Here is a 24,585-nt window from a genome sequence, read left to right as displayed (position 1 = left end):
GGGTGCGGCCGGTTCAGCCCAACGAGGCGATCCGGTCGCGATAGTTCCGTACCGCCGCCGCGTCCCGGTACGGCTCCAGCCGCCGCTCGAAGTCCCGTACGTACTCCGCCGCCCGCGCCGACCGCATCTCGGTCACCTGCTTCGCCGCCTCCGCTCCCAGCAGGCACGCCTGGTCCAGCTCGCCGAGCCCGAGCCGGGCGCAGGCGAGCACCACCCGGCAGAAGAGCCGGCTGCGGGCGTACGCCGGCGCGCGGAGCTGGAGCGAGCGCTCGGCGTACTGCGCGGCGGCGCGGTACTGCTGGAGATCGCGGTGGCAGTGCCCGAACTCGTCGGCGAGCTGCGCCTCGTCGTAGAAGCGCGCCCAGTGCGGCACCTCGTCCCCGGGCCGCGCCGACTCCAGCGCGCGTTCGGCCCGTACGAGCGAGGACGTGCACGCGCGCGCCTCCCCCAGCACTCCGTGCCCGCGCGCCTCGGCGGAGTGCAGCAGCGCCTGCACGACCGGGGGCGCGGAACCGCCGACGCCCTGCTGGGCGACCCGCGCGAGCTGGACCGCCTCCCGGCCGTGGCCCAGATAGACGGCCTGGCGGCTCATGGTGATCAGGATGTACGAGCCGTACGCGCGGTCCCCGGCCGCCTGGGACAGCCGCAGAGCCTGTACGAAATAGCGCTGGGCGAGGCCATGGGCGGCGATGTCGTACGAGGTCCAGCCCGCGAGCCGGGTCAGCTCGGCCGCCGCGGCGAAGAGACGGCGGCCGGTGGCCTCTCCGTACACCCCGCGCAGCATCGGTTCGGCCTCGTGCTCCAGATAGCGGACGAGCGCCTGGCGGGCGTGGCCGCCGCCGTAGGTCTGGTCGAGGGTGCTGAACAGGTCGCCGACCGAGCGCAGGGCGGCGACATCGCCGAGGGTGACCCGCTGGCCCGCCGCGCGCTCGGTACGGGGCCTGGGGAGGGTGCCCTGCCGCCCCTGGAGGGGCACCCGGTGCCCGGCCTCGTGCGAGGGGGCGCCGCTGTCGCCGGTACGGCCCGCGGCCTCGCGGGCGCCGTTCTCCGCGGCGCGGCCGGCCCCGTACGGTTCGAGGCCGGCGGAGCCGACCCGTTCGTCCGCTCGTCCGATCAGCCAGTCGCGGCTGGGGACGACAAGACCGGCCGGGGTGAACGCGATCTTGCGCAGCTCCGAGTGGCTGCCGGAGTCCTTGCGCCACAGCCCGGCGACGATGTCGACCGCCTCTTCCGGGGTGGACGCGAATTCCAGGCCCGCGTAGACCGGCGCGCAGGCGTCGAGCCCCAGCTCCTGCGCGGTGAGCCGGCGGCCGAGTCTGCGGGTGAACACCTCGGCGATCAGCGCGGGGGTCGTGCCACGCGGCTGCTGCCCGCGCAGCCACCGCGTCACCGATGTCTTGTCGTACCGCAAATCCAGGCCGTGTTCGAGACCGAGCTGATCCACCCGGCGAGCGAGACCTGCGTTGGAGAATCCGGCTTCCGCGATGAGCGCGGCGAGCTGGCGGTTGGGGATGCGCTGCGGAGGTCGTTCCGACATTAGCTGTGCGGTCTCCTGCCTTCCGGGCCCGGGGAGCAGCCCATATGGAACGGCGCGAATTTAGCGGTCGCGAACGCTTCCGCCGCTGCCTTCGCCCCACATTCATCCGATCGTGTGAGGATCAAGGGCTCCGCTGACGGGAGGCACCGCGTACCGGCCGCCGGAAGCCCCGTGCTCCGGCCCCGGAACACCTGCCCGGCCGCTCCGCGGGGAGCCGCCGTACAGTGGCGGGGGCGTGACCCGTGCACGATGAACGTTCTGAGGAGGCGGCCGTGAGTGAGCTGGTGAGTGAGCGGTGAGTGAGCTTCGGTACGTCCGACTGGGGTTCGGCGAGCAGGCCGTCGAGTACCAGGAGGCATGGCAGGAGCAGCGCCGGGTCCACGCGGCCCGCTTCGCCGACGAGATCCCCGACACCTGTCTGCTGCTGGAGCATCCGCCGGTCTATACGGCGGGACGGCGCACGGCCGACAGCGAGCGCCCCCTGGACGGCACCCCGGTCATCGATGTGGACCGGGGCGGGAAGATCACCTGGCACGGCCCCGGCCAGCTCGTGGGCTATCCGATCCTCAAGCTGCCGCGCCCGGTCGATGTCGTCGCACATGTCCGCCGGCTCGAAGAGGCGCTGATCCGTACGGTCGCCGAGTTCGGCCTGGAGACCACCCGGGTCGAGGGGCGCAGCGGGGTGTGGGTGCTCGGGGACCCGGTGAGCGAACGCCCGTCCCTGGGCGGGCTGTCGCTGGACTTCGATCCGCGGGTGGCGGACGAGGAGTTCGACCCGCGGCTGAACGGGCCGGAGTACGCCCCGTCCAACGCCGGCCAGCGCCGCGAGGACCGCAAGCTGGCGGCGATCGGTATCCGGGTCGCCAAGGGCGTGACGATGCACGGCTTCGCGCTGAACGTGAATCCGGACAACACCTGGTTCGACCGGATCGTGCCGTGCGGGATCCGGGACGCGGGGGTCACCTCGCTCTCGAACGAGCTGGGCCGGGACATCACGATCGCGGAGGTCCTTCCCGTACTGGAGGAGCATCTGCGGGACGTGCTCGCGCACGCGGAACTGAGACCGCGGGAGCGGGCGAGCGCCTGACTCCGCCGAGCGCCTGACTCCGCCGGGTCCGCCGCCGGCCCTCCCGGTCCAGGGGCTCCCGAGCGGGGGTTCCTGTGCGGGGGTTCCTGTGCAGGGGTTCCTGCCGAGGGGCTCCAGGGGGTTCCTGTGCGGGGGAATGCGCCCCTCTGGCCATGGGTTGGCCAGACGTAATGCCACGTAAATATCGGGCGTAACCTGGTGTTCGCCGAAGAATCGAATGCCGCGCCAGCAGAGAGAGGTGCCGGACGTGTCCGCTGTCGCACCCGACGGACGCAAGATGCTGCGTCTGGAGGTCCGGAACAGCCAGACCCCCATCGAGCGCAAGCCCGAGTGGATCAAGACCCGGGCGAAAATGGGTCCCGAGTACCAGCAGCTCCAGAAGCTCGTGAAGAGCGAGGGTCTGCACACGGTCTGCCAGGAGGCGGGCTGTCCGAACATCTTCGAGTGCTGGGAGGACCGCGAGGCGACCTTCCTCATCGGTGGCGACCAGTGCACGCGGCGCTGCGACTTCTGCCAGATCGACACCGGAAAGCCGGCCGAGCTGGACCGTGACGAGCCGCGCCGGGTCGGCGAGTCCGTCGTCGCGATGGACCTGAACTACGCCACGATCACCGGTGTCGCCCGTGACGACCTGGAGGACGGCGGGGCGTGGCTGTACGCGGAGACCGTGCGCCAGATCCACACCCTTACGGCGGAGCGCGCGGCGGGCGGTACGAAGGTCGAGCTGCTGATCCCCGACTTCAACGCGGTGCCCGAGCAGCTCGCCGAGGTCTTCTCGTCCCGCCCCGAGGTGCTCGCGCACAATGTCGAGACGGTGCCGCGCATCTTCAAGCGCATCAGGCCCGGCTTCCGGTACGAGCGCTCGCTCGAGGTCATCACGCGTGCCCGTGAGGCGGGCCTGGTGACCAAGTCCAATCTGATCCTGGGCATGGGCGAGGAGCGCGCCGAGGTCAGTGAGGCGCTGCGGCATCTGCACGAGGCGGGGTGCGAGCTGATCACGATCACCCAGTACCTGCGGCCTTCGGTACGGCACCACCCGGTCGAGCGCTGGGTGAAGCCGCACGAGTTCGTGGAGCTGAAGGAGGAGGCCGAGGAGATCGGTTTCTCCGGCGTGATGTCGGGACCGCTGGTGCGCTCCTCGTACCGCGCGGGACGGCTGTACCAGCAGGCGGTCGAGCGGCGTGGCGCGGCGGTGGCGGGCCAGGCGGTGTGAGGCGGAGGCTGTCGGCCGAGGCGGAGGCTGTCGCCGTTCCGGCGTGCGGGCGCTGAATCCCACCCGCCCGGCGCAAGCGTTCTGTGAATCCGGGCACAAGTGACTACTGAGCAGTAGCGGCCGGCCGAAGCGCGGCCCGCACCCTCCCCGCAGGTCGGGGGCGGGTACGGGCCGCGCCGCCGTTTTCACGGCCGTTCGCGGACCACCTGCCGGGGTTTCATTCGCGTTTGACCACTCGGTCACGCCCTGGTAACACCAGTGAATGAACCTGTGAACCAGCCTGGTTCTGCGCACCGCGCCTGGTTCCACGCACCGCGCACGCTCGTGCACACCGCACCAGACCCGCACGTGAGGGGATCGACATCATGCAGGACGCGCCGGTACGACCCGTCACCAAAGCCAGGGCGTCCACCGCCCGGTCCGCCCCGGCGCGCACCGTGATGGCCCGGGCCATGGCCGCCAGGACCGCCCCGGTCCGCCCCTCCGTCGCCGGCGCGCTGCGCGCCGTGGAGTACCTCCTCCTGAGCGGAGGCCAGCGCACGGCCCGCCGCAACGCCTGGACGGCCGTGCTGGAGGACCGCCGCAGGGCCAAGGACCGGGTCGAGGCCCAGCACGTAATGGAGGCCGTGTCGAAGGCCACTTCCCGCGCCACGTAAACTTCTCGCATGGCGAGGAAGGAAAGCGCAGACACTGCTGCGAACCCGGGGCGACTGAAGCAGATTGCCCTTACCTACAAGATGACCCGGCGGGCCGACTCGAAGGTCGGTCTTGTCGTCGCGGGTGTGGGAATCGTCACCTTCGGTGTCTTCCTCGCGGTCGGCTTCTTGATCAACCATCCCATCTATCTGGGCATCCTGGGCTTCATCCTGGCGTTCCTCGCGATGGCGATCGTCTTCGGCCGCCGTGCCGAGAAGGCGGCCTTCGGACAGATGGAGGGCCAGCCGGGCGCCGCGGCCGCGGTTCTGGAGAACGTGGGCCGGGGCTGGACGACCACCCCGGCGGTGGCGATGAACCGTAACCAGGACGTCGTCCACCGGGCCGTCGGCAAGGCGGGCATCGTGCTGGTGGGCGAGGGCAACCCGAACCGGGTGAAGAGCCTGCTGGCGGCCGAGAAGAAGCGGATGCAGCGCATCGTGATCGATGTGCCGGTGCACGACATCATCGTCGGCGACGGCGAGGGCCAGGTGCCGCTGAAGAAGATCCGTACGACGATGCTGAAGCTGCCGCGCGTACTGGCGGGCCCGCAGGTGACGGCGGCCAACGACCGGCTGCGCGCGATGGGCGACCTGATGAGCAATATGCCGCTGCCGAAGGGGCCGATGCCGAAGGGCATGCGGATGCCGCGGGGCGGGAAGATGCGCTAGCCGACGGTAGAGACATGAAGGAGGGCGGCCGCGGTGAGCGGCCGCCCTCCTCTTTTCTTGCTTGTTGCCCTTGCTTCTACTGGATGCTTCTACTGGATCCGCTAGATCCGCACCTGGACGGTACGGGAAAGGCGGTCGTGGAGTCCGCGTCCGTCGCGGTCCCAGATCAGGGCGGGGATGGCGAGGCAGAGCAGGACGCTGCGGACGAGGACACGGACGATGCCGGCCCGGCCGCCCTCCTCGGCGACGACCCGGAGGCCGAAGAGGCGCTTGCCGGGGGTGAAGCCGACCGTACCGACGGTGAGCAGGCTGAGCGCGAGCAGGACACCGAGGGCCCAGTTGCCCGCTGCCTGCCAGTCACGGCCGGCGAGCAACCCGTATGCGATCAGTACGCACAGCGCCCAGTCGGCGAAGATGGCCCCGAAGCGGCGGCCGAGGGGCGCGACGGAACCGGGGCCGTGCTCGGGCAGGCCGAGCCGTTCGCCGCGGTAGCCGAAGTCGACTCCCATGTCCTCGGCGGCCGCGCGGGGCCCGGAGAGCCAGGATCCGATTGCTTGCCTGTTGTCCACCCGACCACGGTACTGCGGGGGTCCCGGAGCCCCGGGAACGGGGGTACGGACGGGTTGTGACGGGGGCATACGGAGGGGGTACGCGGGCGGTGTGCGGGCAGCGTGCGCCCCGGCGCGCACTCGGCCCGGTTAACTTCACCGAAACAAATGGGTCACGCTTGAGAAATGCCGGATACCTATGGTCGGCTTCAGCGTGTGCCACCGCACTGGCCGCACGACCGAGCGACAACCCCCGCCCCACCCCGGGACGGGAGGAGGAGGAGCTGGATGTTCCAGAACGCCGACGAGGCCAAGAAGTTCATCGCGGACGAGGACGTCAAGTTCGTGGACGTCCGCTTCTGCGATCTGCCTGGCGTGATGCAGCACTTCACGATCCCGGCGAAGGCGTTCGACCCCGCCGACGAGCTGGCCTTCGACGGCTCGTCGATCCGTGGCTTCCAGGCCATCCACGAGTCGGACATGGCGCTGCGCGCGGACCTGTCGACCGCCCGGGTCGACTCGTTCCGCCGCGACAAGACGCTGAACATCAACTTCTTCATCCACGACCCGATCACGGGCGAGCAGTACAGCCGCGACCCGCGCAACATCGCCAAGAAGGCGGAGGCCTACCTCGCCTCGACCGGCATCGCGGACACCGCGTACTTCGGCCCGGAGGCCGAGTTCTACGTCTTCGACAGCGTGCGTTTCAACACCACGGCGAACGAGGGCTTCTACCACATCGACTCCGAGGCCGGCGCCTGGAACACCGGAGCGATCGAGGACAACCGCGGCTACAAGGTCCGCTACAAGGGCGGCTACTTCCCGGCACCGCCGGTCGACCACTTCGCCGATCTGCGGGCCGAGATCTCCCTGGAGCTGGCGGCGTCCGGCATCCAGGTCGAGCGCCAGCACCACGAGGTGGGCACCGCCGGCCAGGCGGAGATCAACTACAAGTTCAACACGCTGCTCGCCGCCGCCGACGACCTGATGCTCTTCAAGTACATCGTGAAGAACGTCGCCTGGCGCAACGGCAAGACCGCGACCTTCATGCCCAAGCCGATCTTCGGTGACAACGGCTCCGGTATGCACGTCCACCAGTCCCTGTGGCAGGGCGGCAGCCCGCTCTTCTACGACGAGCAGGGCTACGCGGGCCTCTCCGACACCGCCCGCTACTACATCGGCGGCATCCTCAAGCACGCCCCGTCGCTGCTGGCCTTCACCAACCCGACGGTGAACTCGTACCACCGCCTGGTCCCCGGCTTCGAGGCCCCGGTCAACCTGGTCTACTCCCAGCGCAACCGCTCCGCGGCGATGCGCATCCCGATCACCGGCTCGAACCCGAAGGCCAAGCGCGTCGAATTCCGCGCCCCGGACCCGTCCTCGAACCCGTACCTCGCCTTCTCGGCCCTCCTCCTCGCGGGCCTGGACGGCATCAAGAACAAGATCGAGCCGGCCGAGCCGATCGACAAGGACCTCTACGAACTGGCCCCGGAAGAGCACGCCGGCGTCCCCCAGGTCCCCACCTCCCTCCCGGCCGTCCTCGACGCCCTGGAAGCCGACAACGAATACCTCCAGGCCGGCGGCGTCTTCACCTCGGACCTGATCGAAACCTGGATCGACTTCAAGCGCACAAAGGAAATCGCCCCCATCCAGCTCCGCCCGCACCCGCACGAGTTCGAGCTGTACTTCGACATCTAGGCCGAAGCAGCGCGGGGCGCTTCCCCGAGATATCAGGCCGTCGACCGTCGCCGTCAGGGCGCGGTCGGCGGCCTTCTTCGTGTGCTCCTGTGCTCCTCTGCTGCTCGCCGGCGGGCGTCGGAGGTCGGCGCGCGGGGTGGTGTGACGTGGCACGGGTTGTGACGGGGTTGTTGAGGGTTGTATGGCAGGTGGTCGCGTGGTGGGGGTGGTTGGCTGGCTAGGATGCGCCGGCCTGCGGGGTTGCCGTGGGGGTTGTGTTGACGGGGGAGGACCCTTCGATGTTTGTGCTGGCCATATTGCTCATCGTCACGGCCGTCGTGCTGGGTGTGGTGGGGCGGAGCCGGGCTGGTGGGCTGAAGGTCTGGGCCGCGCTGGCCGGGGTGGCGGGGGTGGGGTTCGGGGTTGTCAGTTGTGTGTATGTGGTGAGCGCGTACGAGGTCGGGGTGCCCGTGCTCTTCGGGAAGATCGGGGCGCCGCTGACGTCCGGGATGCATCTCAAGACGCCGTTCACCGAGGTGACAAGCTTCTCCACGCGGCCCGTGGACCTCAATCTCAACGACAAGGACGTGGTCGAGGTCCGCTCGTCGCAGGGCGGGGTGCTGTACGCGGATGTCACCGTCAAGTGGGCGGTGACCCCGGCCAACGCCGTGGAGCTGTACCGGCTGGCGGGTAGTCAGGACGCGATACAGGAGCGGCTGGTGCTGCCGGACAGCCGGGAGATCATCCGGAATGTGTTCGCCAAGCACAAGAGCGAGGAGGGCTATGCCTCCGGGCGGCAGACCATAGCCGCCGAGATCGAGGCGCAGATCAAGGAGCGGCTGAAGCCCCGGGGCATCGATGTCACCAATGTCAATCTGCGCAATGTGCGGCCGTCCGACCAGCTTCAGCAGCAGATAGACAAGAAGCTCCAGCAGGAGCAGGCCACCGAGCGTGCGGTCGAGGCGGCGCGTACCGCGAAGGCCGAGTCGGAGCGCAGGCGTATCGAGGCCGAGGGCATCGCCAGGGCCAACGGGATCCTGGAGCGGTCGCTCACCGACCGGGTCCTGCGGAACCAGTGCATCGACGCCTTCAAGGAAGCCGCCAAGGCCAACCCCGTGTACGCGGTGCCGTGCGGTTCGGGGTCGGACGGTACGCCGGTCATCGTGGACGGTACGCGGAACTGACACGCGGATCGGCGTCGGCCCCGACGGCACGTGTACATCGGCCGGCCGCGCCCGCGGGCACCGACGCCGTACCGCGAGCGTGCCGCCGGCCGCTGCCCGAGTTGTCCGGTGAACGCCACCTCCGAACGCCGCCTCGCCGACCGCGGGGTGGCGTTCTGGTGTATCGGTGCTTCGGCGGGTGTCGGTTGTCAGTGGGCGCTGGCACGATGGGGGCATGAAGATCTACAACTGGCGGCCCTTTCTTGAGCGGTGGAGTGCTGACTGGGAGGACCTGGTCGGGGGGAGTGAGCCGTGGCCGGGGTTCGCGGGGGTGGACGAGCAGCGGATACGGGAGGTGGAGGAGCGGCTCGGAGTCGGGTTGCCACTGACCTACCGGTCGTTCCTCGCGGTCACCGACGGGTGGCGCGCTGCCGGGACCGAGGTCGGGGTGGTCGGGGCTGTGGAGGGGGTCCGGTGGTACGGGGACGAGGACGCGGAGCCGGGCGCGCGGCTTCAGTTGGCCGTCACGGGGGCGGACATCGATGTGCTGCTCGATCCCGGTGATGTGGATGCCGACGGGGAGTGGGCCGCGTATCTGGACCGGAGCCGGGCCGACGGCGGTTCCGAGGAGCGGTACGAATCGTTCCTGGACCTGATGCAGGAGCTGTTCAGGGAGTTCCACCGCGCGCACGCGGACTCCCCCGGTTTCACGAACGCCACCACCCGCGAACTTGACGCCGATGTCGAGGAGGCACGTACGGGCTGCCTCGCCGGGGACGACATCGACGGCCGGCTCGACCTCTTCATAGAGGCGGACGCCCACGGCCGGAGCCGTGCCCATGGGCTGCGGCTCCAGGTGGAGGCGATGCTGGACGGCGGTCCGCTGGACGTACGGGAGTTGGGGCCGCTGGCCGCACTGGAGCGGCTCGATCCGCGCGGGGCCGAAAGCGACACGGGGGCCGAAAGCGGCACGGAGGCCGGGTTCGGCGCGGAGGGCGAGGGTGGCGCGGAGGGCGAGGGTGGCGCGGAGGGCGAGGGTGGCGCGCGTACGTACCGGTACGAGCCCTCCGGCACCTTCGGCAAGGCCGTCGCGACCGCGCGCGAGCACGCACGGTGGGGTGATACGGACGCCGCCTGGGAGACGATCGCGGACGCCGTGGCCGACTGGGAGCCCAACAGCAGTGAGCACATAGCCCCCGTCGGTCTGCTCGCCGATCCGTTCCTCGGGCCGGTGATCACACCGGAGCGCGGCCGGTACATCCTCGAAACGCCCCGTGGGGAGCAGCGCGAGGAAGGAGTCGTGTCGAGCGGCGAAGTGTTCGCGTCGGATGGCGACGGGCTCGGCTGGCTCGCCGACGACGGGGAGCAGGGCGGCTCCTACCGGTTCGTCCTCGTCGAGGGCATATCGCCGGAGGAGCTGGCCGTACGTGTCGGGCAAGGCACGGGCCAGGAAGGGCCGTTGTCGGCGCCGGCCGATGAGCGGGAGGCGGGGGACGCCGCCCGTATCGGTTCCTGCGGCGGCGACAGCGGGTGGAGCTTCGTGTTCGAAAGCCGCCGTGACACCGATTTCGCGGGGCCCCTGGAGGAGTCCGCGCTCCAGTCCCTCCAGGAGTCCTTCCCGGCGGGCGGGCTCGGCGAGAAGGCGTCCCGGGGCACCGCGTCCATCACGGTGTGGGTGGAGCGGGGCAGCGAGGCGGAGGAGGAGGCGGGCACGTTCCACTTCTCGTACGCGGAGGACGGGCGGCGCGAGTACGGATTCACCGTGCACGACGGGGAGATCGAGGAGTGGGGCACGCTTCCCGAATCCCTCGACCCCGAGGAACTCTTCCCCGACCCGGAGGACTTCGCGCTCGACCCCGACGACGAGTACGAGGCGCTCGCCGCCATCACGGACGAGTACGGGGTGTCCCTGCCCCGGTTCGCGCTCACGCGCGGGCGGCTCCACACCGTACGAACCGAGCCCTGGTTCACCGGCGCCTGACGCCCGCGCGGCGCCCATGCCGCAAAGGCGCAAGGCATAACGGGGCAACAGCGTTAGGGCCCGTCAGGGCCGGCCGGCATGAGATCCGGCTCCGGTTCTCCGGCCCTGTCGGGTCGGAGAGCCGGTGTACGGCCGTGCCCGGCCGAGCCGTACCTCAGTGACTCAGCCGGGCCGTGCACATCGGCGCCGTACCTCAGTGCCGTACATCGGCGCCGTGCCTCGCGCCGCACCTCAGCGGATCAGAGCGCGCACCATGCGGCAGGTGGTGTCGGACGGCGGGTGGACCCCGATCCGGGACGCCGTGCTGCGGATCCGGCGGTTGGTCGCGTTCGCCGGGTGGTACACCCCCGAGTCGAGCAGGGCGATGGCGAGGCGCATGGCCTTGAGCCGGCGGTTATGGGTCTCGTACCACTCCCGCGGCTGACCCGCCGGCAGTGGTTTACGGACGATGGTGGGCGCGGTCGGCTGGATCTCGAAGAGTTTCGTCGTGATTGTGGCAACGGCCATCGGCGACCTCCCGGCGCGGTGGTTGGACCCTCACGAACTACCCCCATTTTACCGCCCCCCACTGACAATCGCCCCTGGCCAGAGGGCATTTGACGGTCACTGGGGAAGCTCCCGCGCGGGGGTACGGACCGAAGTTACGGGTGTGACGGCTGAACGGTACGGAGGGCTCGCCCGTACCCAACGGCAACACGGAACCCAGCCGGCCGCCCCCGTACGGCCGGGGACAGGAGCCCCCACACGTGTCCCGCAAGAAGACCTTCAGTACCCGGAAGAAGATCGCCCTGCTCGCCGGCGCCGCCGCGCTGGTGGGTGGTACGGCGGTGGTGATGACCGGGACCAGCCAGGCGTCGGTGGTCTGTGACGGGCTGGCCACGGCCCTCGGCAACAACGAGAGTTTCATCGCCGCGCAGAAGGCCGCGCCGGACGCGCTGTCCGAGGCGCGGATCGCCAACCGCGTCGCGGTCATCGAGGAGATCAAGCGCAAGCAGACGGCGTCCGGATGCCAGGCCGGGGAGAGCAACCGGCCGCCGCAGGCGGAGCAGCCCCCGGCGCAGGCCCCGGTGGAGCAGCAACCGCCTGCGGCCGAACCGCCTGCCGCCGAACCGCCCGCCGACGCCGGGAACGCCGGGAACGGTGACGCGGGTAACGGAGACGCGGGCGCCGGTGGCGCGGGCAACGCCGGAAGCGGTGGAGGTGACGGCGTCGGCGAGGTCGTCTGCGCCGGTTCCACCGTCACGCTCTCCGGCGAAGCGGGCGCCCCGGCCGCGTCCAGCAATCAGTTCCCGGCCGGGACCACGCTCCGCGTGACCAATCTCGACAACGACAAGTCGACCACGGTCCAGGTCACCTCGGTCTCCGGGAGCTGCGCCCTGCTGAACGACGCGGCGTTCGAGCAGGTCCGCGAGCCGGGCAAGTTCCTGATACGCAACGCCCGGATCGAACGCGTCCAGAGCGCCGGCTAGCTGGCAAGCCCGCCTGCCGGCGAGGCCCTGGGCTCCGGTCCCTGGGCTCCGGTCCCTAGTTCGCCGCCCCCGCCTGCTGCACCTCGGCCTCCGCCTCCGCCAGGATCTCGGTCAGCCGCAGCCCGAACCGTATGTCGCAGGCGTGCGGCTGCCCCGTACGGACCGACTCCAGCAGCGCGTCGGTCGCCGCGCGGAACGAGTCGACCGGGTCTCCCCACTCGGTCGGCAGCACCGCCGTACCGTTCTCGCCGCGCAGTTCGACGCTCGACCCCGACCCGGCCTCCGGCGCGCTCAGGCTCAGCGCCACCGTGCTGGCCGCCCCGGACACATGCCGGAGCACCAGGTGGGTGAGGTCGGGCCCGGTCCGTACGGCCGTCAGCCCGGTGACCTCGCCGAGCACCGGGATCAGCGCGGAGAGCGCGTGCGGGCCGACGTCCCACAGGCCGCCCTTCTCGCGGCGCCAGGGGGATTCGGCGTACGGGCTGTTCGCGCCCGGCCCGTACAGCGCGCCCATCCAGTAGGCGTGGGCGGTGAACCAGCCGCCCTTCGCCGCCTGCTCGTCGATCCAGCCCGCGGTCCCGGCGGCGAAGCGCAGGGTGCAGAAGACGACGGACGAGACGCCCGCGCCCGTCGCGGCGTCGGCGGCCTCACGGGCGGCGGCGACGGTCGTCGCGACCGGTTTGTCCAGCAGCAGATGGCAGCCGGCCGCGGCGGCCCGTACCGCGAGCGGCGCCTGGATGTCCGGCGGCAGGGCGAAGGCGATGGCGTCGCTCTCGGCGAAGAGGGCGTCGAGGCCGCTCTCACCGGAGTGGGCGGTGGTGTCATGGGCGGCGGCGAGTGCGGCGGCGGCCTCGGGGCGGCGCCCCCAGACGCCGCTGAATTCGATGCCGGGGTGGGCGGCGAGGGCGGGGGCGTGCGTACGCTCCGCCCAGGGGCCGGTGCCGAGGAGTCCGATACGTGGCTTGCTCATGGCGCTCAGTGTGCCCCGTCGCCGCACGGCACAGGAGGCGCGGGGCGGTACGGAGCCGGTACACGGCGAGTACGACGCCGGTACGAGGCCGGCACAAGGCCAGTGCGAGGCCAGTACGACGCCGGTACGAGGTGTGCGGCCCCTCGTCTCGACCCCGTATACGACGTGACGCGACACGCGTGGTCCGACGCGCGGCACCAGGCATCGAACATGCCTGCGGCGCGCTTCCGGGACGCCACAGGCCTCTCGGGCGCTTCCCCGCACAACGCCCGCGAAACAAAAGAACCCTGAGTAACACGTGGTTCATGGATGGGCAACAGCCGGGAAATCCCGGATTGCCAAGCTTCGGGACACACTTGCCGCACTCAAACTCTTGCCGCACTCAAACTGCTGCACCCGCAAAGGATGAGGCCCGTGACCTTCAAGGCTGAGTACATCTGGATCGACGGCACCGAGCCGACCGCGAAGCTGCGCTCGAAGACCAAGATCCTGACGGACGGCGCCGAGCTGCCCATCTGGGGCTTCGACGGGTCGAGCACCAACCAGGCCGAGGGTCACGCCTCCGACCGTGTGCTGAAGCCGGTCTTCTCGTGCCCGGACCCGATCCGCGGCGGGGACAACGTCCTGGTCATGTGCGAGGTCCTGAACATCGACATGACTCCGCACGAGTCCAACACCCGTGCGGCGCTCACCGAGGTCGCGGTGAAGTTCGCGGGCCAGGAGCCGATCTTCGGCATCGAGCAGGAGTACACGTTCTTCGAGGGCTCGCGTCCGCTGGGCTTCCCCGTCGGCGGCTTCCCCGCCGCGCAGGGCGGCTACTACTGCGGTGTCGGCGCCGACGAGATCTTCGGCCGCCAGATCGTCGAAGCACACCTGGACAACTGCCTCAAGGCAGGCCTGGGCATCTCCGGCATCAACGCCGAGGTCATGCCCGGCCAATGGGAGTTCCAGGTCGGCCCGCTCGCGCCGCTGGACGTGGCGGACCAGCTCTGGATCGCGCGCTGGCTGCTCTACCGCACCGCCGAGGACTTCAACGTCTCCGCCACACTCGACCCCAAGCCCGTGAAGGGCGACTGGAACGGCGCCGGCGCGCACACCAACTTCTCCACCAAGGCGATGCGCGAGGGATACGACGCGATCATCACCGCGTGCGAGTCGCTGGGCGAGGGCTCCAAGCCGCTCGACCACGTCAAGAACTACGGCGCGGGCATCGACGACCGCCTGACCGGTCTGCACGAGACCGCCCCGTGGAACGAGTACAGCTACGGCGTGTCCAACCGCGGCGCCTCGGTCCGTATCCCGTGGCAGGTCGAGCAGGACGGCAAGGGCTACATCGAGGACCGCCGTCCGAACGCCAACGTCGACCCGTATGTGGTGACGCGGCTGATCGTCGACACCTGCTGCTCGGCCCTGGAGAAGGCCGGCCAGGTCTGACCGGACCGGTCCGCTCCGCCCGCAGCTCCCGGAGGGGGCGGCCGCCGCACGGTGGCCGCCCCCTCCGCCGCGCTCCCCCGTCGCGCCTCCCCGCCGCGCTCCCTCGCCGTGCTCCCCCGCCGCGCTCCCTCGCCGTGCTTCCCCGCCGCCCTGTGCCGACCGTCACGTTCGCCTCCGGAAGCACGCCGCTCCCGAGCGCCGTGCCTGTGGGGCCCTGTGCTGACTGTCACGCCGCCGGAGCGTACGGACAGCGGAAAGTGCCCTGCTGCGGCGCACCGCTATCTGCTTCAATGGACGCATGGCCAGCCACCAGCACCCCGCGTCAGGTCCCAGCGACCTGGAGCCGTTCTGGCCGTCCCGGCAGCATCACGACTTCGACCGGGTGTGTTGCCGCGCGAGGAACGCGTCGGCCCTCTAAAACCTCCTTCGAGGCCTTCGGCCGCCGCGCATGACGTACGTCCCGTCCGTCCTGTCGACTCGACGACTCCTTCGCGCGAAAGAGCTGACCCCTCATGGCGAACTCCCGTTCCCTCTCCGCCGCGTCCGCCGCCGCACTCAACCAGAAACCCGCCGCCCCCGGCCGTCACCGGCTGCGGGCCGTCGACCGTGACGAGACCGCTCCGGCCGCCCGCCCCGCCGCTGTCCCCGCCGGAGGACAGGTCGTGGACTTCCTGCCGCCGGGAGCGACCTGGCTGCCCGCGCCGCAGCACACCCTGCCGGCGCTGCCCGGCCAGCCGCCGATGATCGGCTATCTCGTCCTCGTACCGGCCGATCAGCAGGCCGCGGTGCTGGCCGCCTCGGCTCCGTACCGTCCCGCCGGCACGGACCCCGCGGCGCCGGGCGCCGAGCCGGGGGACGGGCCCGGGCCCGGTGACACCACGGCCGACGGCTTCGGCGCGCGGGCCGGAGACGGCGGTCCGGTACGGATCGACAGCGCCCAGCGCATCGCCGTCGTGGACGGGAAGACGCTCGATCTCACCTATCTCGAATTCGAACTGCTCGCCCACCTGGTGGCGCATCCCCACCGGGTGCACACCCGCGACCAGTTGGTGACCACGGTGTGGGGCTACGGGCATGTGGGCGACGGCCGGACCGTCGATGTGCATGTGGCACGGCTGCGCCGCAAGCTGGGCGCCGAGTACCGGCACACCATCCAGACCGTACGGCGCGTCGGCTACAAGTACACGCCCTGAGCGGGCATGGGCCCCGCCGGCCGGACCGGACTTCCCGGACCCGGAACGGCGGGGCTTCATGCGTACGGCGACATGACGGTACGGCGGTGCAGTGGTACGGCACCGCGTCCGTACGTTATGTCCCGGTACGGGTTCCGGTACGGGTATCAGTACTTCCCGTACGTATGCGGGACCGCAGGCCCAGCGCGCCGTCCAGCACCAGGAACACCAGCAGGCTGATGCCCAGCAGCGGAACGAACCAGCCGATCAGCGCCGTCACCGCCGCCAGCGGCAGCAGGACCGTGAGCGGCACCTTGCGCCAGGCGCCACGCGGTATCGCCCGGCCCATGGTCAGCGCGCTCGCCTTGGTGGGCCTGCGCTGCCACCACATCCGGTAGCCCCAGACAATGATCAGAATCAGTGTGAGGGCGAGAGCCGCGAGCGCGAGCTGATTGACCACCCCGAGGAAGAGCCCCATGTGGGCGTCGATCCCGAAGCGGGTGAGCTTGGCGAGCAGGGGGTAGTCGGCGAACCGCAGTTCGTCGATGATCAGGCCGTTGGCGGGATCGACGGCGACCGAGTCCAGCCTGACCGGGAACTGGGTGTCGGTCTGCGCGATCACATAGCCGGTGCCCTCCTTCGGCAGGGTCACCGCGATCGGCCCGTCGAGACCGGCCTGGCGTGCGGCGACGACCGCCAGATCGACGCCGATGTCCGGGCCCGCCATTCCGGGCATGTCCTCCATGCCCTCGTGGCCCTCGTGACCGCCGCCGCCCGCCGTGCCCGAGCCGGGTCGGAGGGCGGCGGAGACGGCCGGGGTGGCGCCGCCGAGCTGGTCCTGGACCGCGCCGATGTTCTCGCCCGCGTACGTGGACCAGGTCAGACCGGTGGCGGAGAGCAGTACCAGACCGGTCGCGGCCCAGAGCCCGGCAGAACCGTGCAGCGAGAGCGTCCGGCGCCGGCCGGTGGCCTCGCGCTCGGGCACCAGCAGCGCGCGCTTCGAGGAGCGTCTGCGCGCGGTCCAGAGCAGTACTCCGCCGAGGGTGACGACCCACAGCCAGCTCGCTGCGAGCTCGCTGTAGATACGGCCGGGTTCGCCCAGGTGGAGATGGCGGTGCAGCTCGGAGAGCCAGGTACGCAGCGGCAGGGCGCCCGAACTGCCGTAGCTGGTCAGCTCTCCCCGTATCTCCGCGGTGTACGGATCGACGAAGACGGCGAGCGACTTGCTCTCTCCGAGGCCCGGCACGGTCATCAGAACCCGGGTGGTGGCGCCCTCTTCGGAGGGGAGACGCACGGACGTGACGGTGCCGTCGGGGCGGGCGGCCTTGGCGGCCTTGATCTGATCGGCGAGCGGGTACATACGGTCGCCGACCGGTGCCCACAGTTCGTGGCGGTAGATCACTTTCTCCGCCTGGAACGAGAGCGCGTAGAGGAACCCGCTGGTGGCGGCGATCAGCAGGAGCGGTGCTATCAGCAGGCCCGCGTAGAAGTGGAGCCGGAGCACCAGGGGCCGCAGGGCACTCCAGGCGGAGGGCGTGCCCGCCGCGGACGCGGCCGCGCTTTCGGTCTCGGTCTCGGTCTGCGTCTGCCGCTCGGTCTGTGTCTGTACGTCGGAGTCCTGCGCGGCGGCGCCCTGTACGGGATCGTCAATGGCCATGACTGTCCTAGGTGTTGGCGTTGGCATGGGGGAACCGGCCCCGGCCGCCGCCGACCTCAGACAGGGATGGTGGCGGTGCTGACAGCGGCTCCAGGGGCCGTGGTACGAGCGGTACGGAACGGGGGCGGGCCACGCCGCGACAGCGTGTGCGCCAGGACGACGCCATGGGCGCGGTGTGCCGTGGAGGCTCCGGGGCGCGGGCGTATCAGCCGGGGTACGGTGGGCAGCCGTACGGCGGTGAGCAGCAGCCGGAGCGGTGAGAAGGCCAGGGCTCCGACGGCGTGTACGACCCGGAAGAGCGCGGCCTCGCCCCGGGCCAGCCAGAGCGCGCACAGAGCGCCGGCGACGAGATGCGCGGCGAGCATGCCGGCGGAGACGTCGGTGAGGGCGTCGAGTACGCCGACCCGCCCATAGGCGCCGGTGTCCGCGCCGCTCATGGTCATTCCGGCACCCATGCCGGAGGGACTCATGCGGGAGGCGCCCATGCCGGAGGGGCTCATGCCCGAGCCGGTGGTCATGTTCGTGACACCGCCGGGGCGCGGCCCCGGTCCATGCGCGGACGGTCCGTACGGCAGGGCCCCGGCGAACAGCAGGTGCAGGACGCCCTGGACGGTGAGCAGGGCCGCGCCGATCGAAACGGCCCCGCGCCGTCGGCCGCCCGCGAGCCAGGCCAGACCCGCGGTCACCCCGAACGCCGCCCACAGCGCCCCGGGCGGAATGTCATGCCCGGAGGTGCCGGACATGCCGGAGGCGCCATGCGCACCGGATGCAAAGGAATGCCCCAGCGCCGCGAGTGTCACGCATACCGCCGCGAAGGCCGCGGCCCGCAAGGCGCGCAAGGGCGACCGGGCATCTGTCATGGTCCGCTCATGCTGCCATCCCGTGGGGCCGCGCGGCAGATCCCAGAGGCACATGATTCTCCTGACGGCGAATTTCCCTGACCGCGAATTTCTCTGTTCTCGTCGCCCGTTCACGGGCATGGTCGGTGCCATGAGACTCCTGATCCTCGGTGGTACGGAATTCGTCGGGCGCGCGGTCGCGGAGGCGGCGCTCGCCCGGGACTGGCAGGTGACGGTCTTCCATCGCGGCCGTCATAAGGCACCGGCGGGGACGGTCACCCTGCTCGGCGACCGCACTGCCCCCGACGGTCTGGCCGCGCTCGCCGAGGGCGAGTGGGACGCGGTCGTCGACACCTGGTCGGCAGCCCCGTCCGTGGTGCTCGCGGCGGCCCGGCTGCTGGCGGACCGCGTGGGCCGGTACGTGTACATCTCCAGCCGCTCGGTGTACGAACAGCCCACCCCGGCCGGACTGGACGAGGACGGCCCGGTGGTGACGGGCGCGTCCCCGGAGGCCGGGCAGACCGACTACGCCAAGGACAAGCGCGGCGGTGAACTCGCCGCCGAGGCGGTCTTCGGCGACCGGGCGGTGCTGGTCCGCGCCGGTCTGATCCTCGGCCCTCACGAGAACATCGGCCGGCTGCCCTGGTGGCTGGGCCGGATCGCCAGGGGCGGCCCGGTCCTCGCCCCGGGCCCCCGCGACAACCCGCTCCAGTACATCGACGTGCGCGATCTCGCCGAATGGACCCTGGACGCGGTACGGCAGGGCCTGGGCGGCCCGTACAACCTGGTGAGCCCCGCCGGGCACACCACGATGGGCGAACTGCTGGACGCCTGTGTACGGGTGACCGGCTCCGACGCCGAACTGTGCTGGACGGCGCCGGAACCGATCCTCGCGGCGGGGATCCAGCCCTGGACCGACCTGCCGATCTGGCTGCCGCCGGGCGAACTCCACGACATGCTGCACCGTGGCGATGTCTCCAAGGCGCTGGCCTCGGGGCTGCGGTGCCGGCCGGTGGCCGAGACAGTGGCGGACACCTGGTCCTGGCTGACCTCGGTCGGCGGCGAGGCACCGCAGCGTCCTGACCGGCTGCCGGTGGGTCTGTCCCCCGAGCAGGAGGCGAAGCTGCTGGCGGACTGATCCGCGCGGCTATCCGGTATGCCGGGGCGGTTTCGCCGGGTCCGTCCGGCGGGTCCGTCCGGCGGGTCCGTCCGGCGGCCGGGGTGTCCTTGGCCGCCGGACGGGCTTGCCGGTGCCGTGACCGCCAGTAGGTACGGCGGGTGGGCGGGGGTGCGGGTTACGGGAGTCCGTCCGGCCGGGGTGTGGACATCTCCGTGGACGTCCCTGTGGATATCGCCGCCGTCAGGGTCGTCCTCAGCCGCGCTATCCCGGCGTGCCACTCGCCGTCGTCGCCGTCCGCTTCGAGCCAGAGATCGCGTAGTTCGGACTCGTCAGCCATCACGCGGTCCAGGGCACGGAGGGCCAGAAGGCGCAGATCGGCGGGGAAGCGGGGCAGGGGCTCGTCCGGGCCGTACACCGTTTCCACGGGCGGTCCGCCCGGGCACTGCTCGGCGACGAGCGCGGCCGCCGCGACGGCCGACGCCCCTTCGTCGCTGTCCAGATAGTCCCGCGTCTCGATCACGCGAAGAAGCGCCGCGCGCACCAGGTCCGTACGGCCCGCCTCGGTCGCGTCGTCGAGGTCCGCGGCAAAGTCCGCCGCGGTGTCATTGTCGAAGTGGCCGGTGTCCCATGTGCCCATGGTCTGCCCCCTGGTCGTTCTTCATCCCGTTACGGAGATCGTGCCAGGCACCACTGACAATCGACCCCGGTCCCGGCCTCGCCCCACCCCACGCCCGTCCCCAACGACCGGGACCGAGCCGGGACGGGGACCGAGACCGGAACCGGGGCCGAAGCCGGTACAGGAGCCGATTGCCGGGACCGGAGCCGAGGCCGGAACACGGCCGGGACCGGCCCGGAACACGGCCAGGACCGGCCCGGGACACGGCCGGGACCGGCCCGCGGTCAGCGCGTCCGCACCGGCGCCGCGTGCCGCGCGCCCAGTGGCGACGGCCCGGCTCCCCCGCCGGTTCCCTCCGTGTCGTCGGCCACGTCGCCGTGCTCCAGCTCCGGCAGCCATCCCAGCCCCTTCGGCGTACGCCAGTTCCGCTCCCCCAGCAGCGCCATCACCGAGGGCAGCAGGACCATCCGTACGAGTGTCGCGTCCAGCAGTACCGCCACCGCCAGGCCCACGCCCATCTGCTGCATGTCCTGCATGGACAGCGTCCCGAAGACCGCGAAGACGGCGACCATGATGGCCGCGGCGCCGGTCACCGCGCCCGCCGTGCGCCGGATGCCCTGGCGGATCGCGGACGGGGTGTCCAGGCCGCGGTCGCGGGCCTCCCTGATCCGGGAGACCACGAAGACGTGGTAGTCCATCGACAGCCCGAACAGCACCACCAGCACGAACAGCGGCATCCAGCTCTCGATCGCGCCGACCTTCTCCGTACCGAGCAGGTCCGCGCCCCAGCCGTGCTGGAAGACCGCGACCATCACGCCGTACGCGGCCACCACGGACAGCAGATTGAGCAGGATCGAGGTGAGGGCGATGACGTATGAGCGGAAGCAGAACAGCATGAGCAGGAACGTCACGGCGGTGATGAAGGCGAAGACCGGGACGATGCCGCGCTTGAGCTGATCGTTGAAGTCGACGGACCCGGCGAGATCACCGGTCACATGGACCTCGGCGCCGGTGCCGGCGAACGCGGCGGGCAGCCGCTTGTCACGCAGTTCGGACAGGGCGGCCTTCGAGCGCTCGTCACTGCCGTTGCCCGGCAGCGGGACTTCGATCTCGGCCACATTCCGCTCCGCGTGCACCGTCACCGAAGCCGCACCGCCCGGCCCCGACCCCGTTCCCTCGAACTCCGCGAGAGCCTTCCGTATCCCGTCCGACCCGATGTCGTCCGCCTTCACGACCACCCGCGCCGGGGCCGGACCGCCCGGGAACGCCTCAGTGATGTTCCGGTACGCGACGGTCAGCGACGCCTCCGAGCCGAACTGCTTCTCCATCCCCAGCGACTCCGTCTTCATCCCGAGCGCCGGTGCCGCCAGCGCCACCAGCACCGCGACGGACGCCACCGCGAACAGCTTCGGCCTGGCCAGTACGGGCCCCAGCAGCGCCCCCCGCCAGCGCACCGCTCTCGTGCGCGCCCTTCTTCTTGCGCCGGTTCAGGAACGGCACCCGCCCCGCGTCGATACGGTCGCCGAGCCAGGCCAGCAGCGCGGGCAGCACGGTCACGGACCCGAGCATCGCGATGAAGACGACCATGATCGTGGCCAGGGCGAAGCCCTTGAAGAGCATCAGCCCGGACAGGAACATCCCGGCCATCGCGACCATGACCGTCACCCCGGAGACCAGGACGGCCCGCCCGCTGGTGGCCGCCGCGATCCGCAGCGCGGTCTCGGCGTCCCGCCCGGCGGCCCGCTCGTCGCGCTCGCGCCGCAGATAGAACAGGCAGTAGTCGACACCGACGGCCAGCCCCATCAGGAACATCACCGAATAGGTCGTCTGGAAGAGATGGAGCTGGTGGCTGGCGAGCGACAGCAGCCCGAAGGCCGCCATGCACGCGGTGAGCGCGAGCCCGACCGGCAGCAGCGCGGCCACCACCGCGCCGAAGGCGACCAGCAGGATGCCGAGCGCCAGCGGTACGGCGGTGAACTCGGCCCGCCGGAAGTCGTCGGCCAGCAGATCGTTCAGCCACTTGCCCGAACTGGCCTCCCCGAACTGGTAGATCCGTACGTCCCGGTGGGCGTCCCCGGTGTCCCGTACGGCGTCGAGCACCGGCTGCACCCGGTCCGGCGCGGTCTTGGAGTCCCCCTTCATCTCGAAGCGGATCAGTGCGTCCTTACCGTCCCGGGAGGCGAGCGGCGGCGCGATCGGGCCCGTCTCGCCCGTCCCCCGTACGGCCTCGGTCAGGTCGCCGGCGGCCGTACGCCAGCCGCCGGCGGTCCGGCTGCTGACCATGACCAGTTCCCCGGCCGGATCGTCGATACCGGCCTCGTCGAGGATCTTCTCCGCCTTCGCGGAATCGCCGGCACCATTTTCCGAATCGGACATTTCAACCAGGCCCGACGCGCCACCGAGGGCAGCGGCCAGGACGACGAACAGCAGCCAGCCGATAACGGCCGTCTTGCGATGGTGTGCACTCCACACACCGATACGGGCGGCGAGATTCTGTTTCACGGCGTTTCGTCTCCAAAATTATGCGAGCAAGCGGGGAAGGGCGGATGAGGCCTGTGGAAAAGTCGTCTACGACGCTAGAAATCCGGGGCCGTCAACCCCAGCCGTCGAAACCCCTGATCGGGGGTGGTGCTGGCAACACCACGGATCGGGGGGCCGCCCGGATGCCCCGGCCCGCCGCGACCGGTCAGACTCGAAGCCGGTCACAAGGGCAAGGAGAGTTCCCATGGACAGATCGAAGATCCGAGCGTCGCTGACGGCGGCCTTCCGGGGGCTGGCGCTGGCGGTCGTCGCGCTCGCCGGGTCGGTCACCCTCTTCGTGCTGGCCGTGGTCTCCATCACGCTCATCCCGCTGGGCATAGGGGTCTTCACCACGCCCGCGCTGCTGATGCTGGTCAGGAGCCATGCCAATCAGCGCCGGCTCTGGGCCGCCACCTGGTCGGACATACGGATCGCCGTTCCGTACCGGCCGTTCCCGCCCGATGTCCGCGGCGGTGTCACCGGCCAGGTCGAGCGCTGCACCCTGCTGCTCAAGGACCCGGCGACCTGGCGCGATCTCCAGTGGCTGCTGATCGATATGACCGTGGGCTCCGTCGTCGCCCTGCTGGCCTTTGCACTGACCGTCTATCCCCTGGAGGGATTCGTGCTGGCCGCGGGGCTGTGGCGGGTGTTCAGGGACGATCCGTACTGGTACGGGTTCGTGCCGGTCGACAGCCAGGCGACCGGGTTCGCCGCCGCCGCGCTGGGGCTGGCGGTGCTCGCCGTCGGCCTGCGCTTCAGCCCCGATCTGCTGCGGCTCCACTTCGCCCTCGCCAGGCCGCTGCTCGCGCCCGGTCATGACCGGGAACTGAGTCTGCGGATCGAGCAGCTCACCGAGTCCCGGCACGACGCGGTCGACACCTCGGCGGCCGAGCTGCGCCGAATAGAGCGCGATCTGCACGACGGCGCGCAGGCCAGGCTGGTCGCGATGGGGATGGACCTGGGGACCATCGAGGCGCTGATCGAGCGGGACCCGGCGCGGGCCAAGGAGCTGATAGGCAAGGCCCGTCAGTCCTCCGCGGAGGCGCTCACCGAGCTGCGTGATCTCGTACGGGGCATCCATCCGCCGGTACTGGCCGAGCGCGGGCTCGGGGACGCCGTGAAGGCGCTGGCGCTGCGGCTGCCGGTGGAGACCGAGGTGAATGTGGAGCTGCCGGGGCGCGCGGCGGCGCCGGTCGAGTCGGCGGCGTACTTCGCGGTGAGCGAGACCCTGACCAACGCGGTCAAGCATTCGGGCGCCGACCGGATCTGGGTCGATGTCTCGTACGGGGAGGGGATGCTGCGTATCGCGGTCACCGACAACGGGGGCGGGGGCGCGGAGACGGGGAAGGGCTCGGGGCTGAGCGGTCTGGAGCGTCGGCTCGGTACATTCGACGGCGTCCTGGCCGTCAGCAGTCCCGCGGGCGGTCCCACCATGGTGACCATGGAGATCCCTTGCGAGTTGTCCTAGCCGAAGATCTCTTCCTGCTGCGCGACGGTCTGGTCAGGATGCTGGAGGCGTACGGCTTCGAGATCCTGGCGGCGGTGGAGAGCGGGCCCGAACTGACCACGGCGCTCGCGGAGCTGGAGCCGGATGTGGCGGTCGTCGATGTCCGGCTGCCCCCGTCCCACACGGACGAGGGCCTCCAGTGCGCACTCGCCGCGCGGCGCGCCAGGCCGGGCCTGCCCGTGCTCGTACTGTCCCAGCATGTGGAGCAGTTGTACGCGCGGGAGCTGCTGGCGGACGGCAGGGGCGGGGTGGGCTATCTGCTCAAGGACCGGGTGTTCGACGCGGACCAGTTCATCGACGCGGTACGGAGGGTCGCGGCGGGCGGTACGGCGATGGATCCCCAGGTCATCTCGCAGTTGCTCTCCCGGCGCGCCAAGGACGAGCCGATGGGCGGTCTGACGCCGCGTGAGCGGGAGGTGATGGAGCTGATGGCACAGGGCCGCTCCAACACCGCCATCGCCGCCCAACTCGTCATCACGGAGCGGGCGGTGGCCAAGCACACCTCCAACATCTTCGGGAAGCTGGGGCTGCCGGTGTCGGACGACGACAACCGGCGGGTGCTGGCGGTGCTCGCATATCTGGACCGCGGCGGCAGATGACGGCGAGTCAGGCCGACGTGAGGGCATCGTCCCCAATGAGGCATATCCACCCGGTTTGTTGATGGAGATTTCTATGAATTCACGCGGCGGTTGAACACGCCGCGAATGAGGT

The 24,585-nt window shown here is 70.8% G+C and carries 20 protein-coding genes and 1 pseudogene; 13 read left to right on the top strand and 8 right to left on the bottom strand.

Annotated elements, in window-relative coordinates:
- Positions 1-13 precede the first annotated feature (13 nt).
- Positions 14-1,537, bottom strand: a complete 1,524-nt coding sequence (locus KQY30_RS26525) for a regulator (RefSeq protein WP_217309001.1) — start codon at positions 1,535-1,537, stop codon at positions 14-16.
- A gap of 295 nt (positions 1,538-1,832) precedes the next feature.
- Here KQY30_RS26525 and lipB point away from each other — a divergent pair, with 295 nt between their 5' ends.
- The 4 genes from lipB (at position 1,833) to KQY30_RS26505 (ending at position 5,201) form a co-directional block, all read left to right on the top strand.
- Positions 1,833-2,624 carry a lipoyl(octanoyl) transferase LipB gene (lipB, locus tag KQY30_RS26520; protein WP_217309000.1) on the top strand — a complete coding sequence of 264 codons (792 nt, stop codon included), beginning with the start codon at positions 1,833-1,835 and terminating at the stop codon, positions 2,622-2,624.
- Positions 2,625-2,871: 247 nt separating this feature from the next.
- Positions 2,872-3,837 carry a lipoyl synthase gene (gene lipA / locus KQY30_RS26515; RefSeq protein WP_217308999.1) on the top strand — a complete coding sequence of 322 codons (966 nt, stop codon included), beginning with the start codon at positions 2,872-2,874 and terminating at the stop codon, positions 3,835-3,837.
- Positions 3,838-4,277: 440 nt separating this feature from the next.
- Positions 4,278-4,493, top strand: a complete 216-nt coding sequence (locus KQY30_RS26510; RefSeq protein ID WP_217311338.1) for a hypothetical protein — start codon at positions 4,278-4,280, stop codon at positions 4,491-4,493.
- Between the two features lie 9 nt (positions 4,494-4,502).
- Positions 4,503-5,201 (top strand): DUF4191 domain-containing protein, encoded by a 699-nt coding sequence (locus tag KQY30_RS26505; RefSeq protein ID WP_046501468.1) that lies wholly within the window; start codon positions 4,503-4,505, stop codon positions 5,199-5,201.
- Between the two features lie 101 nt (positions 5,202-5,302).
- Here KQY30_RS26505 and KQY30_RS26500 read toward each other — a convergent pair whose 3' ends face one another.
- On the bottom strand, positions 5,303-5,770 hold the full coding sequence (locus KQY30_RS26500) for an RDD family protein (protein ID WP_217308998.1): 468 nt from the start codon (positions 5,768-5,770) through the stop codon (positions 5,303-5,305).
- A 267-nt stretch (positions 5,771-6,037) separates the two neighbouring features.
- Between KQY30_RS26500 and glnA the strand changes: the two genes are divergently transcribed.
- The 3 genes from glnA to KQY30_RS26485 all read left to right on the top strand — a co-directional run bounded on the left by glnA (position 6,038) and on the right by KQY30_RS26485 (position 10,570).
- On the top strand, positions 6,038-7,447 hold the full coding sequence (glnA, locus tag KQY30_RS26495; protein WP_217308997.1) for a type I glutamate--ammonia ligase: 1,410 nt from the start codon (positions 6,038-6,040) through the stop codon (positions 7,445-7,447).
- A 278-nt stretch (positions 7,448-7,725) separates the two neighbouring features.
- Positions 7,726-8,610: a prohibitin family protein gene (locus KQY30_RS26490; RefSeq protein ID WP_217308996.1), complete on the top strand. Its 885-nt coding sequence runs from the start codon at positions 7,726-7,728 to the stop codon at positions 8,608-8,610.
- Between the two features lie 214 nt (positions 8,611-8,824).
- Positions 8,825-10,570 (top strand): SMI1/KNR4 family protein, encoded by a 1,746-nt coding sequence (locus KQY30_RS26485; RefSeq protein ID WP_217308995.1) that lies wholly within the window; start codon positions 8,825-8,827, stop codon positions 10,568-10,570.
- A gap of 231 nt (positions 10,571-10,801) precedes the next feature.
- On the opposite strand, the gene KQY30_RS26480 is transcribed toward KQY30_RS26485, so the two are convergent.
- A complete protein-coding gene (locus KQY30_RS26480) occupies positions 10,802-11,077 on the bottom strand; it encodes a hypothetical protein (protein ID WP_046501478.1) in 276 nt (91 codons plus the stop codon).
- A 239-nt stretch (positions 11,078-11,316) separates the two neighbouring features.
- Here KQY30_RS26480 and KQY30_RS26475 point away from each other — a divergent pair, with 239 nt between their 5' ends.
- The gene (locus tag KQY30_RS26475) at positions 11,317-12,039 is read left to right on the top strand and encodes a septal ring lytic transglycosylase RlpA family protein (RefSeq protein ID WP_217308994.1); all 723 of its coding nucleotides are present in this window, start codon (positions 11,317-11,319) and stop codon (positions 12,037-12,039) included.
- A gap of 55 nt (positions 12,040-12,094) precedes the next feature.
- Here the strand turns inward: KQY30_RS26475 and KQY30_RS26470 are convergent, their stop codons facing one another.
- Positions 12,095-13,009: a Gfo/Idh/MocA family protein gene (locus KQY30_RS26470; RefSeq protein ID WP_217308993.1), complete on the bottom strand. Its 915-nt coding sequence runs from the start codon at positions 13,007-13,009 to the stop codon at positions 12,095-12,097.
- A 414-nt stretch (positions 13,010-13,423) separates the two neighbouring features.
- Here KQY30_RS26470 and glnII point away from each other — a divergent pair, with 414 nt between their 5' ends.
- Together glnII and KQY30_RS26460 are read left to right on the top strand one after the other, a co-directional pair.
- Positions 13,424-14,443, top strand: coding sequence for a glutamine synthetase (glnII, locus tag KQY30_RS26465; protein WP_217308992.1), 1,020 nt, complete (start codon positions 13,424-13,426; stop codon positions 14,441-14,443).
- A gap of 512 nt (positions 14,444-14,955) precedes the next feature.
- Positions 14,956-15,636 (top strand): winged helix-turn-helix domain-containing protein, encoded by a 681-nt coding sequence (locus tag KQY30_RS26460; protein ID WP_217308991.1) that lies wholly within the window; start codon positions 14,956-14,958, stop codon positions 15,634-15,636.
- A gap of 115 nt (positions 15,637-15,751) precedes the next feature.
- Here KQY30_RS26460 and KQY30_RS26455 read toward each other — a convergent pair whose 3' ends face one another.
- Both KQY30_RS26455 and KQY30_RS26450 read right to left on the bottom strand, forming a co-directional pair.
- A complete protein-coding gene (locus KQY30_RS26455) occupies positions 15,752-17,272 on the bottom strand; it encodes a PepSY domain-containing protein (RefSeq protein ID WP_217308990.1) in 1,521 nt (506 codons plus the stop codon).
- 56 nt (positions 17,273-17,328) lie between these two features.
- Positions 17,329-18,132 carry a hypothetical protein gene (locus KQY30_RS26450; RefSeq protein WP_217308989.1) on the bottom strand — a complete coding sequence of 268 codons (804 nt, stop codon included), beginning with the start codon at positions 18,130-18,132 and terminating at the stop codon, positions 17,329-17,331.
- Positions 18,133-18,262: 130 nt separating this feature from the next.
- On the opposite strand from KQY30_RS26450, the gene KQY30_RS26445 reads away from it, so the two are divergent.
- The gene (locus KQY30_RS26445; protein ID WP_217308988.1) at positions 18,263-19,249 is read left to right on the top strand and encodes an SDR family oxidoreductase; all 987 of its coding nucleotides are present in this window, start codon (positions 18,263-18,265) and stop codon (positions 19,247-19,249) included.
- Between the two features lie 157 nt (positions 19,250-19,406).
- Here KQY30_RS26445 and KQY30_RS26440 read toward each other — a convergent pair whose 3' ends face one another.
- Complete coding sequence (locus KQY30_RS26440) at positions 19,407-19,868, bottom strand: DUF4259 domain-containing protein (protein ID WP_217308987.1); 462 nt, start codon at positions 19,866-19,868, stop codon at positions 19,407-19,409.
- A 263-nt stretch (positions 19,869-20,131) separates the two neighbouring features.
- Positions 20,132-22,319 (bottom strand): annotated as a pseudogene (locus tag KQY30_RS26435) (MMPL family transporter).
- Between the two features lie 253 nt (positions 22,320-22,572).
- Between KQY30_RS26435 and KQY30_RS26430 the strand changes: the two are divergent.
- Complete coding sequence (locus KQY30_RS26430; RefSeq protein ID WP_217308986.1) at positions 22,573-23,835, top strand: sensor domain-containing protein; 1,263 nt, start codon at positions 22,573-22,575, stop codon at positions 23,833-23,835.
- On the top strand, positions 23,820-24,473 hold the full coding sequence (locus KQY30_RS26425; protein ID WP_217308985.1) for a response regulator transcription factor: 654 nt from the start codon (positions 23,820-23,822) through the stop codon (positions 24,471-24,473). Before KQY30_RS26430 ends, KQY30_RS26425 begins: the two co-directional genes overlap by 16 nt.
- Positions 24,474-24,585: the final 112 nt, after the last annotated feature.

Source organism: Streptomyces sp. GMY02 (assembly GCF_019056675.1).
GTDB classification, from domain to species: Bacteria; Actinomycetota; Actinomycetes; order Streptomycetales; family Streptomycetaceae; genus Streptomyces; species Streptomyces odonnellii.
The sequence above is the reverse complement of the archived record's forward strand: the minus strand, read 5'-3'. Positions and strand labels throughout refer to the sequence as shown.

Excerpts from the sequence above, each read along its gene's own strand:
- KQY30_RS26505 (WP_046501468.1), top strand. The coding sequence starts at position 4,503 with ATGGCGAGGAAGGAAAGCGCAGACACTGCTGCGAACCCGGGGCGACTG.
- KQY30_RS26510 (WP_217311338.1), top strand. The coding sequence starts at position 4,278 with ATGGCCCGGGCCATGGCCGCCAGGACCGCCCCGGTCCGCCCCTCCGTC.
- KQY30_RS26440 (WP_217308987.1), bottom strand. The coding sequence starts at position 19,868 with ATGGGCACATGGGACACCGGCCACTTCGACAATGACACCGCGGCGGAC.
- KQY30_RS26455 (WP_217308990.1), bottom strand. The coding sequence starts at position 17,272 with ATGGCCATTGACGATCCCGTACAGGGCGCCGCCGCGCAGGACTCCGAC.
- KQY30_RS26470 (WP_217308993.1), bottom strand. The coding sequence starts at position 13,009 with ATGAGCAAGCCACGTATCGGACTCCTCGGCACCGGCCCCTGGGCGGAG.
- KQY30_RS26485 (WP_217308995.1), top strand. The coding sequence starts at position 8,825 with ATGAAGATCTACAACTGGCGGCCCTTTCTTGAGCGGTGGAGTGCTGAC.
- KQY30_RS26450 (WP_217308989.1), bottom strand. The coding sequence starts at position 18,132 with ATGACAGATGCCCGGTCGCCCTTGCGCGCCTTGCGGGCCGCGGCCTTC.
- KQY30_RS26430 (WP_217308986.1), top strand. The coding sequence starts at position 22,573 with ATGGACAGATCGAAGATCCGAGCGTCGCTGACGGCGGCCTTCCGGGGG.
- KQY30_RS26480 (WP_046501478.1), bottom strand. The coding sequence starts at position 11,077 with ATGGCCGTTGCCACAATCACGACGAAACTCTTCGAGATCCAGCCGACC.
- KQY30_RS26490 (WP_217308996.1), top strand. The coding sequence starts at position 7,726 with ATGTTTGTGCTGGCCATATTGCTCATCGTCACGGCCGTCGTGCTGGGT.
- KQY30_RS26460 (WP_217308991.1), top strand. The coding sequence starts at position 14,956 with ATGGCGAACTCCCGTTCCCTCTCCGCCGCGTCCGCCGCCGCACTCAAC.
- KQY30_RS26525 (WP_217309001.1), bottom strand. The coding sequence starts at position 1,537 with ATGTCGGAACGACCTCCGCAGCGCATCCCCAACCGCCAGCTCGCCGCG.
- KQY30_RS26445 (WP_217308988.1), top strand. The coding sequence starts at position 18,263 with ATGAGACTCCTGATCCTCGGTGGTACGGAATTCGTCGGGCGCGCGGTC.
- glnA (WP_217308997.1), top strand. The coding sequence starts at position 6,038 with ATGTTCCAGAACGCCGACGAGGCCAAGAAGTTCATCGCGGACGAGGAC.